The organism is Streptomyces bullii (genome assembly GCF_042657145.1).
Classification (GTDB): Bacteria; Actinomycetota; Actinomycetes; order Streptomycetales; family Streptomycetaceae; genus Streptomyces; species Streptomyces bullii.
This window is the reverse complement of sequence record NZ_JBHSNY010000010.1, coordinates 284,117-298,850: the sequence shown is the minus strand read 5'-3', so window position 1 is coordinate 298,850 and position 14,734 is coordinate 284,117. Positions and strand designations below refer to the sequence as shown.

The following is a 14,734-nucleotide window of genomic DNA, read 5'->3' as shown; positions in this document are numbered from 1 at the left end:
GTCGAACCCGCTGGGGCCCCGTACGTCGGTTGCCCTGGCCCCGGTGGGTGGCCGAACCGCTGTGGTTCCGTACGACGGGGTGCCCCGGCCTGGGTGGGCGGCCGAACCCGCTGTGACACGCCTCGGCGGTGTCACAGCGGGCCCTTGTGGCACACACCGGGTCGCCCCCCGGCGCTCCTCCCGTGTGCCCCGGACCGCATCGGCCAAACAAGGCGTTTCCTCCGCGCACGACGTACACTGGTCGATCCACTGCAGGCCGGTTCCTCTCGTGGGGAACCGGCCTGATCGTCCCTCAAGGAGGTAGGTGGATGACCAGTACGGTCCCCGCTCTCGGCACCCGTACGGCCGAAGGCTCCGCCCTGCAGGCGGTGCTCCTCGACATGGACGGCACCCTGGTGGACACGGAGGGCTTCTGGTGGGACGTCGAGGTCGAGGTCTTCGCCTCCCTCGGTCACACGCTCGACGAGTCCTGGCGCCATGTCGTCGTCGGCGGGCCGATGACCCGCAGCGCCGGCTTCCTGATCGAGGCGACCGGCGCCGACATCACCCTCGCCGAACTCACGGTGCTGCTGAACAACGGCTTCGAGGAGCGGATCGGCCGCACCCTGCCGCTGATGCCCGGCGCCGCCCGCCTGCTGGCCGAGCTGTACGAGTACGAGATCCCCACCGCCCTCGTCTCGGCCTCGCACCGGCGGATCATCGACCGTGTGCTGACCTCGCTCGGAGCGCACCACTTCGCCCTGACGGTCGCCGGGGACGAGGTGCCGCGCACCAAGCCCCACCCCGACCCCTACCTCGTGGCCGCCGCCGGACTCGGCGCCGAGCCGGCCAGATGCGCCGTCATCGAGGACACCGCGACCGGCGTCGCCGCCGCAGAGGCCGCGGGCTGCCACGTCGTGGCGGTGCCCTCCGTGGCCCCCATCGCACCGGCCACCCGGCGGACCGTCGTGACCTCGCTGGAAGACATCGACCTGACATTTCTGCACGGTCTGATCGCCGCCCCATGACAGAAATACGCCGGGTGTTCACCCAGGGTGCGGTGTCCTTAGGGCGGCAATTTCCCAGCCGTGTGTCCGAACGAACAGAACAAGCGTCCGACGGAATTCCGGCCGCCACGGACGGCCTAATTCCCGTGCCCCGGGACCGGCCGGAGGTGTGACGTTCCCCACCTCGGAACGGGTCGACAGGGAGCCACGCGCGTGCTGTTCACCCCCCTGCGGGGGCGGTCGGCGCGCCTTTGTGTCCCGATTGATGGGACGCTGCACGAATCCTTCCGCCGACGGGTTTTCGGTCTGTCCACGCCCGGTTCCCCTGCGTGATGGGGGCTCAACTCCACTGGTGTCAACCCCTCCTGCTGCTGCGGACTAATCTCGTCGCGAGAACATCGCCCCCAGCTCCGGGATCCGCTGCGCCACCCATGCATGCCGGATACACGGAGTCGACAGCTCTGGAGAAACTCGAGCATGAACCGCAGAACTTTGGTGCTGCCGGCCGTGATCGGCCTGCTCGCGCCGGTGCTCGCCGCCTGTGGCAGTACCGACGGCACGAGCGGCGGCGGCGACGCGATCGTCGTCGGCACCACGGACCGGTTCACCGCCTCGAAGGACGCCCCCGCGCCCCTCGATCCCGCGTACGCCTACGACGTCGGCACCTGGAACATCCTGCGCCAGACCGTACAGACCCTGATGGTCCAGCCCCGTGGCGAGGGCGAGCCGGTGCCCGAGGCCGCCGAGAAGTGCGGCTTCACCGACGTCGGCAACGAGCGCTTCGCCTGCACCCTGCGGCAGGGCCTGAAGTTCGCCGACGGCGACCCCGTCACCGCGGCCGACGTGAAGTACTCCATCGACCGCGCCCGCTCCCTCAAGGCCGACAGCGGCGTGTTCGCCCTGCTGTCCACCATCGACACCGTCGAGACCCAGGGCGACCGCGAGGTCATCTTCCACCTCAGGACCTCCGACGCCACCTTCCCGTACAAGCTGTCGACGCCCGTCGCGGGCATCGTCGACCCGGACGACTACGCGAAGGACGAGCTGCGCGACGGCTTCGCCGTGGACGGATCCGGCCCGTACACCCTCCAGGCCGAGACCGAGGGTGACGAGCTGGTCAAGGCCGTGTTCACCAAGAACCCCCACTACAAGGGGTCGTTGCAGGTGAACAACGACAAGGTCGAGATGGTCTCCTTCGACGGCCCGGACGCCATGGGGCAGGCGCTGGAGAAGGGCGACATCGACCTGATGACCCGCACCATGTCCCCGGAGCAGATCCACGAGCTCTCGGCTGGCTCCGACAGCGACATCGACCTCGTCGAGATGTCCGGCCTGGAGATCCGCTACCTGGCGTTCGACACCAACGCGCCGGCCGTGAAGTCCAAGGCCGTCCGCCAGGCGATGGCCCAGCTCGTCGACCGCGGCGAGCTCGTCTCCAAGGTCTACGGCTCCCAGGCCGAGCCGCTGTACTCGCTGGTCCCGGCCAGCATCACCGGGCACTCCAACGCGTTCTTCAACAAGTACGGCGACCCGAGCGTCGCCAAGGCCAGGGCTCTGCTGGCCAGGGCCGACATCACCACGCCGGTGAAGCTGACGCTGCACTACACCACCGACCACTACGGCGCGGCCACCAAGAAGGAGTTCGAGCTGCTGCGCAAGCAGCTCAACGACAGCGGCCTGTTCGACGTCAGCATCGAGGGAAGCCCCTGGTCGACCTTCCGCCCGGCCGGGCAGAAGGGCGAGTACGAGGTCTACGGCATGGGCTGGTTCCCGGACTTCCCCGACCCGGACAACTTCCTGGCCCCGTTCCTCGACAAGGACAACTTCCTCGGGTCGCCGTACGCCAACAGCCGGATCCGCGACGTGCTGATCCCGCAGTCACGCCGCGAGGCCGACCGGCTGTCGGCCGAGGACAGCCTGACGAGCATTCAGGACATCGTCGCCAACGACGTACCGGTGCTGCCGCTGTGGCAGGGCAAGCAGTACATCGCCACACACGGCGACGTCACCGGCGCCGCGTACGCGCTCAACTCCTCCGCGACGCTCCAGCTGTGGGAGCTCGGCCGCGGTGTGAGCGGCTGACCGACCTCTGCGTGCCCGGGCCCTCGACCAGGGCCCCGGGCTCGTGCCGGGTCCCTGGGACGGGTCCCGGCTTCCCGAGAACCGACGACAAGGCACACTCACGTGAACATGCGCAACCAGTGGCCGGTCCTGCCCATCGTGGCGGGGCTGGCCTCCGGCCTGCTGACCGGCTGCGGAGCGGAGTCCGGCGACGCCGGGGGAGACGGCTCCGCCGTGGTGATGGGGATGTCCGACGACGTCCTGGCCACGGATCCCGCCTCGGGCTACGACCCCGGCTCCTGGCTGTTGTTCAACAACGTCTTCCAGTCACTGCTCAGCTTCCCCAAGGGCGCCACGGAGCCACAGCCCGAGGCCGCGGAACAGTGCGCCTTCGCGGACACACAGACCAAGGTCTACAAGTGCACGCTGAAGGACGGGCTCAAGTTCAGCAACGGTGACGCCCTCACCTCCGAGGACGTCAAGTTCTCCTTCGACCGCATGCTGAAGATCAACGACCCGGACGGCCCCGCCGTCATGTTCCCCACGCTCGACAAGGTGGAGACACCCGACGACAAGACCGTCGTCTTCCGGCTCAACACGCCGGACGCCACCTTCCCCAGCAAGATCGCCTCCGGCGCCGGCTCGATCGTCGACCACCGCCAGTACGACGGGGACAAGCTGCGCAAGGACGGCGTGGCCGTCGGCTCCGGCCCGTACAAGCTCGACTCGTTCGGCGACGACAAGGCCGTCTTCTCGGTCAACGAGAACTACAAGGGCACTGCCGAGGTGCAGAACACCGGCGTGACGCTGAAGTTCTTCCACGGCGACCAGGCCGCGCTCAAGCAGGCCCTCATGGACGGCGAGGTCGACATCGCCTACCGCGGTCTGACCGCGCACGACATCGCGGACATCGAGAAGGCCGACGACGGCTCCGGCGTCGAGGTCGTCGAGGGCAGCAGCGCCGAGGTCCAGCACCTGGTGTTCAACATGGACGACCCGGTCGCCGGCAAGCTCGGCGTGCGCAAGGCCATCGCCCACCTCATCGACCGCGAAGCCCTCATCAGGGACATCTACAAGGGCACGGCCACCCCGCTCTACTCGATCATCCCGGCCGGTATCGCCGGCCACAACACGGCCTACTTCGACACCTACGGCGCCCGCCCCTCCAAGGCCAAGGCACAGGCCGCGCTGCGGGCCGACGGCATCACCGGCAAGGTGAAGCTGACCCTGTGGTCCACCCCGTCGCGCTACGGCCCGGCCACCGACGACGAGTTGAAGGCGATCGCCGGCCAGCTCAACGCCAGCGGGCTGTTCGAGGCCGACGTGCAGTCCGTCGCCTTCGACCAGTACGAGAAGGACATCGTCGCCGGCAAGTACGGCGTGTACGTGAAGGGCTGGATCCCGGACTACCCGGACCCGGACAACTTCACGGCCCCCTTCTTCGGCGAGGGCAACGTGCTGGGCAACAACTACAGCAACAGCGTGATCAACGGCACGCTCATCCCGCGCACCGCCGCGCAGAGCGACCGCTCCGCCACCGACAAGGAGTTCGGCCGGCTCCAGGACATCGTCGCCGACGAACTGCCCGTGCTGCCGGTCTGGCAGGCCAAGCAGTACGCGGTCGTCCGCGACAGCGTCTACGGGCTGGAGTACTGCCTCGACGCCTCGACCGTGTTCCGCTTCTGGGAGCTCAGCAAGGGCTGAACCGTCCACAGGCCGAGGGGCGCTCCTTCCTCCAGCGGAGGCGGGAGCGCCCCTCGGTTCTCGTGCGACGGTGCCGCGCACCACCGTCTTTCGCAGGACGGTCTTCGGCATGACTGTCTTTTGCACGACGTCCGTCGCGCCACGGTCCGTCGCCGACGGTCTACTGCGCGCCGGGGCGCACCAGCCCGCTCTCGTAGGCGTACACCGCCGCCTGCACCCGGTCCCGCAGGCCCAGCTTGGTCAGGACGTGCCCGACATGCGTCTTGACGGTGGTCTCGCTGACGAACAGGTCGGCGGCGATCTCGGCGTTGGACAGCCCCCGAGCCACCAGCTTCAGCACCTCGACCTCGCGGTCGGTGAGCGTGTGCAGGGTGTCCGGCACCGGCTCGTCGCCGGACGGCAGATGCGTGGCGTACTTGTCGAGCAGCCGGCGCGTGATGCTCGGCGCGAGCATCGCCTCCCCGGCGGCCACCACGCGGATCGCCTGCACCAGTTCGTTGGCCGGGGCGTCCTTCAGCAGGAAGCCGCTGGCTCCCGCCCTGAGGGCCTCCACGACGTACTCGTCGAGATCGAAGGTGGTCAGCACCAGCACCTTCGCCGGGCCGTCCCGCCCGGGCCCGGTGATCTGCCGGGTCGCCTCCACACCGTCCATCCGCGGCATGCGGATGTCCATCAGGACCACGTCGGGCTGCAGGGCCCGCACCTGGTCGAGCGCCTGGAGGCCGTCTCCGGCCTCGCCGACGACCGCGATGTCCTGCTCCGCCTCCAGGATCATCCGGAAGCCCGTACGCAGCAGCGGCTGGTCGTCGACCAATAGGACGCGGATGGCCACGTAAGTCTCCTTCGCTAGTCCGGCCCCATTCTGCCCTGGGCCCCGGCTTCCGACTCGGCCGCCCTCACCGGGAGCGGATACGGCGGGGGAGTGCCGCCGAACTCCGGGCAGTGCGCCTGGTGGTCGCACCAGCCGCAGAGCTTGGTAGGGCGGGGCCGCCACTCGCCCGTCTCCGTCGCGCGCCGGATCGCGTCCCACAGCGCCAGCAGCTTGCGCTCGACACGCTCAAGGTCCGCGAGAACGGGGTCGTACGTCAGGACGTCACCGCTGCCGAGGTAGACCAGCTGCAGCCGCCGGGGGATCACGTTCTTCAGCCGCCACACCACCAGCGCGTAGAACTTCATCTGGAACAGCGCGCCCTCGGCGTACTCGGGGCGCGGCGCCTTGCCCGTCTTGTAGTCGACGATCCGCACCTCGCCGGTGGGCGCGACGTCGACCCGGTCGATGATCCCCCGCAGCCGCAGCCCCGACTCCAGCTCGGCCTCGACGAACAGCTCGCGCTCGGCGGGCTCCAGCCTGCTCGGGTCCTCCAGCGTGAACCAGCGCTCGACGAGTCGCTCCGCCTCGGCGAGCCAGCGCGCCAGCCGCTCGCCCTCCGGGTCGTCCGCGAACAGCTCCCCGACCTCCGGCCGTGTCTCGCGCAGCCGGTCCCACTGGCCCGGGATCAGCGACTTGGCCCGCGGCGCGGTGCGCTCGGCCGCCGGGGCGTCGAAGAGCCGTTCGAGCACCGCGTGCACCAGAGTGCCCCGGGTCGCCGCCTCGCTCGGCTTCTCGGGGAGCCGGTCGATGACGCGGAAGCGGTAGAGCAGCGGGCACTGCATGAAGTCGCCGGCACGCGAGGGGGACAGGCTGGCGGGCGCTATGGCGACGGGCTCGGTGACGGTGGTCGCGGTCATGGTCTCGGTCATGGTCGGGGCTGCGGTCGTGGTGGTGGAAGTGGTCGCTGCCGCAGCCGCTGTCCCGATCGTGGGCGTGACCGCGGCCGGGTCCCTCGTGGTGGTTGCCGATGCCGTCGTCCCGGCCGCTCCCGCGGCCTTCCCCGCCTCGGCTGCCGGCGGCGGGCGGTCCGCCGCCGCGGCAGGGCTGCTGGGGGCGTCCGTCCCGCCCTCGGTGCTCGTCTCCATGCCCCAGACCTTACGGCCCGCCACTGACAGTGACCCGGTCGCCGTCACGACGCCTGCGACGCACGGTGACACAGGGGTGCCGGGGCGGAACGCGTCGCGACGGCCGCATACCATCGACTCGAGACCCTCCCGTCCGCCAGGTGCGGGAGACGCTTCTTCGATCGAGGGGACACCGGTGGACGAGAGCGGCGGGCGCGGGCAGCCGCGGTCCGGCAACGACGAGTCGGCCGAGCGCCACGCAGGGCCCGCGGCCCCGGCCGCCGACCCCGCACGCCCCGACCCGGGACCCACCGAGCCCGCCCCGGCCGACGAACAGCCGCCGGGCGCAGTGCGGTTCGCCTCCGCACAGCCCGAGTCCGAGCGGTCGGCGCACCCGACCGGCACGCCGGACGACGCGGCGCGGCCCGCGTCCGAACGGCCCGACGACAACGCCGGTTCCACGGGTCGGTCAGCCCAGGGGGCTGACGCAGCGGACGGAGGGGGTTCGGGTGCGGCGGGCCGACGGAGTTCGGCCGCACCCGCGGACGAGGCGGACCACCGCCGTCCGGGAGGATCGGCCGTCGGCGGCGCGGCTCCGCACCCCGCCGGGTCCGGCGACAGCCCTCCGGCCGGCGACACGGCCCGGGCCGTCGACGGCCGGCAGGACCGGACGGCGGGTCAGGGGCGAGGCGAGGACCAAGAGGAGCGCACGGGCAAGTCGCTCGGCGGCCGACCCGACCCCGGCGCCCGCGCGCGCCGGCCCGTCGGCTCCACCGCCGGTCACCACGACCGCACACTCGCCCACTCCGGTACCGAGCAGAACCCCGGGCCCCGTTCCCCCGAGCCCCGGGGCGGGCTGCTGATGGGCCGGCCCTTCGGGGTGCCCGTGTACGTCGCGCCCAGCTGGTTCCTCGTCGCCGCCCTGATCACCTGGGTGTTCGGCGGCCAGCTCGACCGCGTGCTGCCCGAGCTCGGCGCCCTGCGCTACCTGGTGTCGCTCTTCTTCGCGGTCGCCTTCTACGCCTCGGTACTCGTCCACGAACTGGCCCACACGGTCGCCGCCCTCCGCTTCGGACTCCCGGTGCGGCGCATCCAGCTCCAGTTCTTCGGCGGTGTCTCCGAGATCGAGAAGGAGGCCGAGACCCCGGGCCGCGAGTTCGTGCTCGCCTTCGTCGGCCCGCTGCTGTCCCTCGCCCTCGCGGGCGGGTTCTACCTCGCCATGCAGGCCGTCGAGCCCGGCACTGTCCCGGGCGTCCTGCTGGCCGGCCTGATGATCTCCAACCTGATCGTCGCCGCCTTCAACCTCCTGCCGGGCCTGCCCCTGGACGGCGGCCGCATGCTGCGCGCGGTCGTCTGGAAGCTCACCGGCAAGCCGATGACCGGCACGATCGCCGCCGCCTGGGTCGGCCGCGCCCTCGCCGTCTCCGTCCTGATCGGACTGCCGCTGCTCACCCAGTCCGGTGCACTGGGCTCCGACGCCGTGGACAGCGTCGGCATGGACACCGTCCTGGACGCCCTGCTCGCCGCCATCCTCGCCGCGATCATCTGGACCGGCGCGGGCAACAGCCTGCGCATGGCCCGCCTGCGCGAACACCTCCCCGAGCTGCGCGCCCGTACCCTCACCCGCCGCGCGGTCCCCGTGGAGAGCGACACCCCGCTCTCGGAGGCCCTGCGCCGCGCCAACGCCGCCGGCGCCCGCGCGCTCGTCGTCGTCGACGCCGAGGGCAGGCCCCTGTCGATCGTCCGCGAGGCCGCCATCGTCGGCGTACCCGAGCACCGCCGCCCCTGGGTCGCGGTCAGCGGCCTCGCCCAGGAGCTCACCGACGGCATGCGCGTGTCGGCGGAGCTGGCGGGCGAGGAGCTCCTGGACGCCCTGCGCGCGACCCCGGCGACCGAGTACCTGGTGGTGGAGGAGACCGGCGAGATCTACGGCGTGCTGTCCGCGGCCGACGTCGAGCGCGCCTTCGTCAAGGCCATGGCCCGCCCCAGCTGAGGAGCCGGCGGCACCCGCGGGTGGTCGGCGGCCCCCCGAAACGCCGGTAGGCTGGTCACATGTCCGAACCGACCGGTGCCGCCCGCAGGCGCGGGCCCTTCAAGGTCGGGGACCAGGTACAGCTGACCGACCCCAAGGGCCGCCACTACACGTTCACGCTCGAGGCCGGGAAGAACTTCCACACCCACAAGGGTTCCTTCCCGCACGACGAACTGATCGGCGCTCCCGAGGGCAGCGTTGTCCGCACCACCGGGAACGTCGCCTATCTCGCGCTGCGCCCCCTGCTCCCCGACTACGTCCTGTCCATGCCCCGCGGGGCAGCCGTCGTGTACCCGAAGGACGCGGGTCAGATCCTCGCCTTCGCCGACATCTTCCCCGGCGCGCGCGTCGTGGAGGCGGGCGTCGGCTCCGGCTCGCTGAGCAGCTTCCTGCTGCGCGCCATCGGCGACCAGGGCATGCTGCACAGCTACGAGCGCCGCGAGGACTTCGCCGAGATCGCGAAGCAGAACGTGGAGCGCTACTTCGGCGGCCCGCACCCCGCCTGGCAGCTGACCGTCGGCGACCTCCAGGACAACCTGTCCGACACCGACGTCGACCGCGTCATCCTCGACATGCTCGCCCCCTGGGAGTGCCTGGAGGCCGTCTCCAAGGCCCTCGTCCCCGGCGGCATCCTGTGCTGCTACGTCGCGACCACCACGCAGCTCGCCCGGACCGTCGAGTCCATCCGCGAGATCGGCTGCTTCAACGAGCCGACCGCCTGGGAGACGATGATCCGCAACTGGCACATCGAGGGCCTGGCCGTCCGCCCGGACCACCGGATGATCGGCCACACCGGCTTCCTGCTCACCGCCCGCCGTCTCGCGGACGGCGTCGAGCCGCCCATGCGCCGCCGCCGCCCCGCCAAGGGGGCCTACGGCGAGGACTACGAAGGCCCCAACGCCACCGGAGGCACAGGCCGCTGAGGCGGCCCGGTGCCGCGTACAACGGGCGGGCGCCGTGGCCGAGTTCCCCCGACCCGGCGGGAAACCGGCCACGGCGCTTTCGTGTTGACAGGCCACCAGAGACCGTCACCCGCGCGACCGGACCACACGCGTTGCCCGAACCCATGCGAGTTCCCGCACAGGAGGGAAGTTCACACCCCCGCCGTTCCCACGGACTGTGACGTGTGGCACGATGCTGGCCACCCCCACCGGCACAGCCCTCACAGGAGACCCTCCTAGTGCAGCCTTCCGCCGTCCCGGAGCTCGCCCACACCCACACCCGCCCGATCCACTGGCTCGCCACCGCCACCGCCCTCGCCGGCGTCGTGGCCCTCTCCTCGGTCCTGCAGCCGGGCGCGGCGACGGCGGCCCAGACGGCCGGCCCGCAGACGAACAGCGCCCCGGCGAACACCGCGCCGCCCGACCCGGCGGACGTCGACCTCCCCCTCGACTGCGGCCCGGTGAAGGCCGTGGTGAAGAAGCGGGCCTCGGGGGACCTCGACGGCGACGGCCGGCCCGAGACGGTCGCGGTGGTCCACTGCGACGCCCCCATGGGCACCCCGCCGGACGGCGTGTACGTCCTCACCCGCGACTCCGCCGGCGACAAGCCCCGCGTGGTGGCCACCCTGCTCGACCCCAAGGACGGCACCCTCGTCAGCGACTTCGCCGTACGCGACGGCGCGGTCACCGCCACGCTCCTCGGCTACTCGTCGGCGGACGTACCCCGTTGCTGCCCGGACGTGCAGAGCGAGGCGAAGTGGCGCTGGGAGAACGGTGCGTTCGTACGGTCCACACCGGCCGGGGCCCGCAGCGTGTGAAGCAGGCTCACCTGGTGTGTGAGAAACAAGACAGTTGTGACCGGCCGTGCCGAAGTGGTCACTCGGCGTCGGGGCCGTACACCTCGACCTTGTCCGAAACGCGGCGCACGTGGATGCACTCGCCCGGACACTCCTTCGCGGAGTCGATCACGTCCGTGAGAAGCGGCAGCGGCACGGGCGTTGTCGCGCCCCTGTCCTGGAGAAGCTCCTCGTCGGCGCTCTTCACATAGGCCAGACCGTCGATGTCCAGCTCGAACACCTCGGGCGCGTACTGGGCGCAGATGCCGTCGCCGGTACACAGGTCCTGGTCGATCCAGACCTCCAGTGCCTCCGCGCCGGCCCCGGCCTGCTGCTGCACGCTCATCTCTCCTGCCGTTTCCTGCGTCGAGCCGTACCGGGAATCCGGCCAGCTCTGACGGGTGTTGAACGCTTCGACCCTACCTCCGACTGGGTTCCAATCATGTCCGGTGGGTATTCCCCTGGCGTGAGGGAGAGCGCAAGGGTGAAGATCGGACACACCCCGACCGTCTTTGTGATCTAGGGGTTTCAATCGACACCCGCCCAGGTAGGGTCTGGAAGCGTCCAGCTCCCCTTGGAGGAGGTGAGGACCGTGGCAGCCCACGACGACGACATGAACCGCGGCATCCGCCCGGGACGCGGGTCCGACGACCCGGCCGGGCAGATCGCCTACCTTGAGCAGGAGATCGCCGTCCTGCGACGTAAGCTCGCCGACTCTCCGCGACACACGAGGATTCTCGAAGAGCGGATCGTCGAGCTGCAGACCAACCTGGCCGGCGTGTCCGCCCAGAACGAACGACTCGCCAACACGCTCCGTGAGGCCCGTGACCAGATCGTGGCCCTCAAGGAGGAGGTCGACCGGCTCGCACAGCCCCCGGCCGGCTTCGGTGTCTTCCTCGCGGCGAACGAGGACGGCACGGCCGACATCTTCACCGGGGGCCGCAAGCTCCGGGTGAACGTCAGCCCGAGCGTCGAGCTCGACGAGCTGCGGCGCGGCCAGGAAGTGATGCTCAACGAAGCGCTCAACGTGGTCGAGGCCATGGAGTTCGAGCGCGTCGGTGACATCGTCACCCTCAAGGAGATCCTCGAGGACGGCGAGCGGGCCCTGGTGCTCGGGCACACCGACGAGGAGCGGGTGGTACGGCTCGCCGAGCCGCTGCTGGACGTCACCATCCGCCCCGGCGACGCCCTCCTGCTCGAACCGCGCTCCGGGTACGTCTACGAGGTCGTGCCGAAGAGCGAGGTCGAGGAGCTCGTCCTCGAAGAGGTCCCCGACATCGGATACGAGCAGATCGGTGGCCTCGGCAACCAGATCGAGGCGATCCGCGACGCGGTCGAGCTGCCGTACCTCTACCCCGACCTGTTCAAGGAGCACGAACTGCGGCCGCCCAAGGGTGTCCTGCTGTACGGGCCTCCTGGCTGCGGCAAGACCCTGATCGCCAAGGCGGTGGCCAACTCGCTGGCCAAGAAGGTCGCCGAGGTGACCGGCCAGGCCGCCGGCAAGAGCTTCTTCCTCAACATCAAGGGTCCCGAGCTGCTGAACAAGTACGTCGGCGAGACCGAGCGGCAGATCCGCCTGGTCTTCCAGCGTGCTCGTGAGAAGGCCAGCGAGGGCACCCCCGTGATCGTCTTCTTCGACGAGATGGAGTCCCTCTTCCGCACCCGTGGCTCCGGTGTCAGCTCGGACGTGGAGAACACCATCGTCCCGCAGCTGCTCGCCGAGATCGACGGTGTGGAGGGCCTGCAGAACGTGGTCGTGATCGGCGCCTCCAACCGTGAGGACATGATCGACCCCGCCATCCTGCGGCCCGGCCGGCTCGACGTGAAGATCAAGATCGAGCGTCCGGACGCCGAGGCGGCCAAGGACATCTTCGGCAAGTACCTCACCGAGCGCCTGCCGCTGCACGCCGAGGACCTGCGGGAGCACGGCGGCGACAAGGGCGCGTGCGTCCAGGCCATGATCCAGACGGCCGTGGAACAGATGTACGCCGAATCCGAGGAGAACCGCTTCCTGGAGGTCACCTACGCAAACGGCGACAAGGAAGTTCTCTATTTCAAGGACTTCAATTCCGGCGCCATGATCGAGAACATCGTCGGCCGCGCCAAGAAGATGGCGATCAAGGACTTCCTCGAGAAGAACCAGAAGGGCCTCAGGGTCTCCCACCTGCTCCAGGCTTGCGTGGACGAGTTCAAGGAGAACGAGGACCTGCCGAACACCACCAACCCGGACGACTGGGCCCGTATCTCCGGAAAGAAGGGCGAGCGGATCGTGTACATCCGTACGCTCATCACCGGAAAGCAGGGTGCGGACACCGGACGCTCCATCGACACGGTGGCGAACACCGGTCAGTACCTGTAAAAGGCAGGGCGGCTGCGGGTGCCCTCAGCGGGTACCCGCAGCCGACTGTTTTTCGGGGCCACGGCTGGAGCACAGCAATGACGCAAATGATCTCCCCACCAGCGCAAAGGCGTTCTAGGCTCTTGCGTACCGCCGAGTCGCGCAGTGCGGGGACGGGCACCGCACACGCAACCGAGCGCCAGCGGTATCTGAGCGGCGCCCACGACCGAGGGCGCCGCCGGGCAAGGAGGGCCGCATGACCGTACGGCGAGTAATGGGCATCGAGACGGAGTACGGCATCTCCGTTCCCGGCCACCCCAACGCCAATGCCATGCTCACCTCGTCCCAGATCGTCAACGCCTACGCGGCGGCGATGCACCGGGCCCGCCGGGCCCGCTGGGACTTCGAGGAGGAGAATCCGCTGCGCGACGCGCGGGGCTTCGACCTCGCCCGCGAAGCCGCCGACGCCAGCCAGCTCACCGACGAGGACATCGGCCTGGCCAACGTGATCCTCACCAACGGTGCACGGCTCTACGTCGACCACGCCCACCCCGAGTACAGCGCCCCCGAGGTCACCAACCCCAGGGACGCCGTCCTGTGGGACAAGGCGGGCGAGCGGATCATGGCCGAGGCCGCGGAGCGGGCCGCCCAGCTGCCCGGTGCCCAGCCGATCCACCTGTACAAGAACAACACCGACAACAAGGGCGCGTCCTACGGCACGCACGAGAACTACCTGATGAAGCGGGAGACCCCCTTCTCGGACATCGTGCGCCACCTGACGCCGTTCTTCGTCTCCCGCCAGGTCTTCGCCGGCGCGGGCCGCGTCGGCATCGGCCAGGACGGGCACGAGCACGGCTTCCAGCTCAGTCAGCGCGCGGACTACTTCGAGGTCGAGGTCGGCCTGGAGACGACGCTGAAGCGCCCGATCATCAACACCCGCGACGAGCCGCACGCGGACGCCGAGAAGTACCGCAGGCTCCACGTGATCATCGGCGACGCGAACCTGTCGGAGATCTCGACGTACCTCAAGCTGGGCACGACCGCCCTGGTGCTGTCGATGATCGAGGACGGTTTCATCGCCGTCGACCTGGCCGTCGACCAGCCCGTCCGCACCCTCCACCAGGTCTCCCACGATCCGTCGCTCCAGCGCCTGGTCACGCTGCGCAGCGGGCGGACCCTGACGGCCGTCCAGCTCCAGATGGAGTACTACGAGCTGGCGCGCAAGTACGTGGAGGAGCGGTTCGGCGCGGACGCCGACGAGCAGACCAAGGACGTCCTGTCCCGCTGGGAGGACACCCTCACCCGCCTGGAGAACGACCCGATGAGCCTGGCCGGCGAGCTGGACTGGGTCGCCAAGCGGGAGCTCATGGAGGGCTACCGGCGCCGCGACAACCTCGACTGGGACGCCGCGCGGCTGCACCTCGTCGACCTCCAGTACGCCGACGTACGCCCCGAGAAGGGCCTGTACAACCGTCTGGTGGCCCGCGGGCGCATGAAGCGGCTGCTGGACGAGGCGGACGTCGAGCGGGCCCGTACGACCCCGCCGGAGGACACGCGCGCCTACTTCCGCGGGCGCTGCCTGGAGCAGTACGCGGACGACGTCGCGGCGGCCTCGTGGGACTCGGTGATCTTCGACCTGCCGGGCCGGGACTCCCTGCAGCGCGTTCCAACCCTGGAACCGCTTCGCGGAACGCGTAATCACGTCAAGGAGCTCCTGGACCGCTGCCGCACGGCGGAAGACCTGGTCAGGGTCCTGTCCGGGGGCTGATCGGCTCCAGGCGGGTACTCGGGCGGAGCCGGCCGGACAGGGTGGAAAACCCGGGGTCCGGGAATCATCGAGGTGGTCCCCGTACGTTGGAGAAACTGCGGGGGCATTGTCGGACCCGGCTTGTAGGGTCTGA

Annotated in this window: 11 protein-coding genes; 8 read left to right on the top strand and 3 right to left on the bottom strand. The window is 70.1% G+C overall.

Going from position 1 to position 14,734, the window contains the following annotated elements; genetic code table 11:
* Positions 1-308 precede the first annotated feature (308 nt).
* The 3 genes from ACFPZJ_RS28540 (at position 309) to ACFPZJ_RS28530 (ending at position 4,751) form a co-directional block, all read left to right on the top strand.
* Positions 309-1,007: an HAD family hydrolase gene (locus tag ACFPZJ_RS28540; protein WP_381027333.1), complete on the top strand. Its 699-nt coding sequence runs from the start codon at positions 309-311 to the stop codon at positions 1,005-1,007.
* A gap of 456 nt (positions 1,008-1,463) precedes the next feature.
* Entirely contained in the window at positions 1,464-3,068 is a 1,605-nt protein-coding gene (locus ACFPZJ_RS28535) for an ABC transporter substrate-binding protein (RefSeq protein ID WP_381027330.1), read from the top strand.
* A 102-nt stretch (positions 3,069-3,170) separates the two neighbouring features.
* On the top strand, positions 3,171-4,751 hold the full coding sequence (locus tag ACFPZJ_RS28530; RefSeq protein WP_381027328.1) for an ABC transporter substrate-binding protein: 1,581 nt from the start codon (positions 3,171-3,173) through the stop codon (positions 4,749-4,751).
* Between the two features lie 160 nt (positions 4,752-4,911).
* Here ACFPZJ_RS28530 and ACFPZJ_RS28525 read toward each other — a convergent pair whose 3' ends face one another.
* Together ACFPZJ_RS28525 and ACFPZJ_RS28520 are read right to left on the bottom strand one after the other, a co-directional pair.
* Positions 4,912-5,583 (bottom strand): response regulator, encoded by a 672-nt coding sequence (locus tag ACFPZJ_RS28525; RefSeq protein WP_020141342.1) that lies wholly within the window; start codon positions 5,581-5,583, stop codon positions 4,912-4,914.
* 14 nt (positions 5,584-5,597) lie between these two features.
* Positions 5,598-6,491: a RecB family exonuclease gene (locus ACFPZJ_RS28520; RefSeq protein WP_381027701.1), complete on the bottom strand. Its 894-nt coding sequence runs from the start codon at positions 6,489-6,491 to the stop codon at positions 5,598-5,600.
* 391 nt (positions 6,492-6,882) lie between these two features.
* On the opposite strand from ACFPZJ_RS28520, the gene ACFPZJ_RS28515 reads away from it, so the two are divergent.
* The 3 genes from ACFPZJ_RS28515 to ACFPZJ_RS28505 all read left to right on the top strand — a co-directional run bounded on the left by ACFPZJ_RS28515 (position 6,883) and on the right by ACFPZJ_RS28505 (position 10,477).
* Positions 6,883-8,679, top strand: a complete 1,797-nt coding sequence (locus tag ACFPZJ_RS28515) for a site-2 protease family protein (protein WP_381027325.1) — start codon at positions 6,883-6,885, stop codon at positions 8,677-8,679.
* A 59-nt stretch (positions 8,680-8,738) separates the two neighbouring features.
* A complete protein-coding gene (locus ACFPZJ_RS28510) occupies positions 8,739-9,641 on the top strand; it encodes a tRNA (adenine-N1)-methyltransferase (protein ID WP_381027322.1) in 903 nt (300 codons plus the stop codon).
* A 257-nt stretch (positions 9,642-9,898) separates the two neighbouring features.
* Complete coding sequence (locus ACFPZJ_RS28505) at positions 9,899-10,477, top strand: hypothetical protein (protein WP_381027319.1); 579 nt, start codon at positions 9,899-9,901, stop codon at positions 10,475-10,477.
* Positions 10,478-10,535: 58 nt separating this feature from the next.
* Here the strand turns inward: ACFPZJ_RS28505 and ACFPZJ_RS28500 are convergent, their stop codons facing one another.
* Complete coding sequence (locus ACFPZJ_RS28500) at positions 10,536-10,841, bottom strand: ferredoxin (protein WP_381027317.1); 306 nt, start codon at positions 10,839-10,841, stop codon at positions 10,536-10,538.
* 246 nt (positions 10,842-11,087) lie between these two features.
* Between ACFPZJ_RS28500 and arc the strand changes: the two genes are divergently transcribed.
* Positions 11,088-12,854, top strand: coding sequence for a proteasome ATPase (gene arc / locus ACFPZJ_RS28495; protein ID WP_381027314.1), 1,767 nt, complete (start codon positions 11,088-11,090; stop codon positions 12,852-12,854).
* A gap of 235 nt (positions 12,855-13,089) precedes the next feature.
* Positions 13,090-14,601: a depupylase/deamidase Dop gene (gene dop, locus ACFPZJ_RS28490; RefSeq protein ID WP_381027311.1), complete on the top strand. Its 1,512-nt coding sequence runs from the start codon at positions 13,090-13,092 to the stop codon at positions 14,599-14,601.
* The last annotated feature ends 133 nt before the right edge of the window (positions 14,602-14,734 follow it).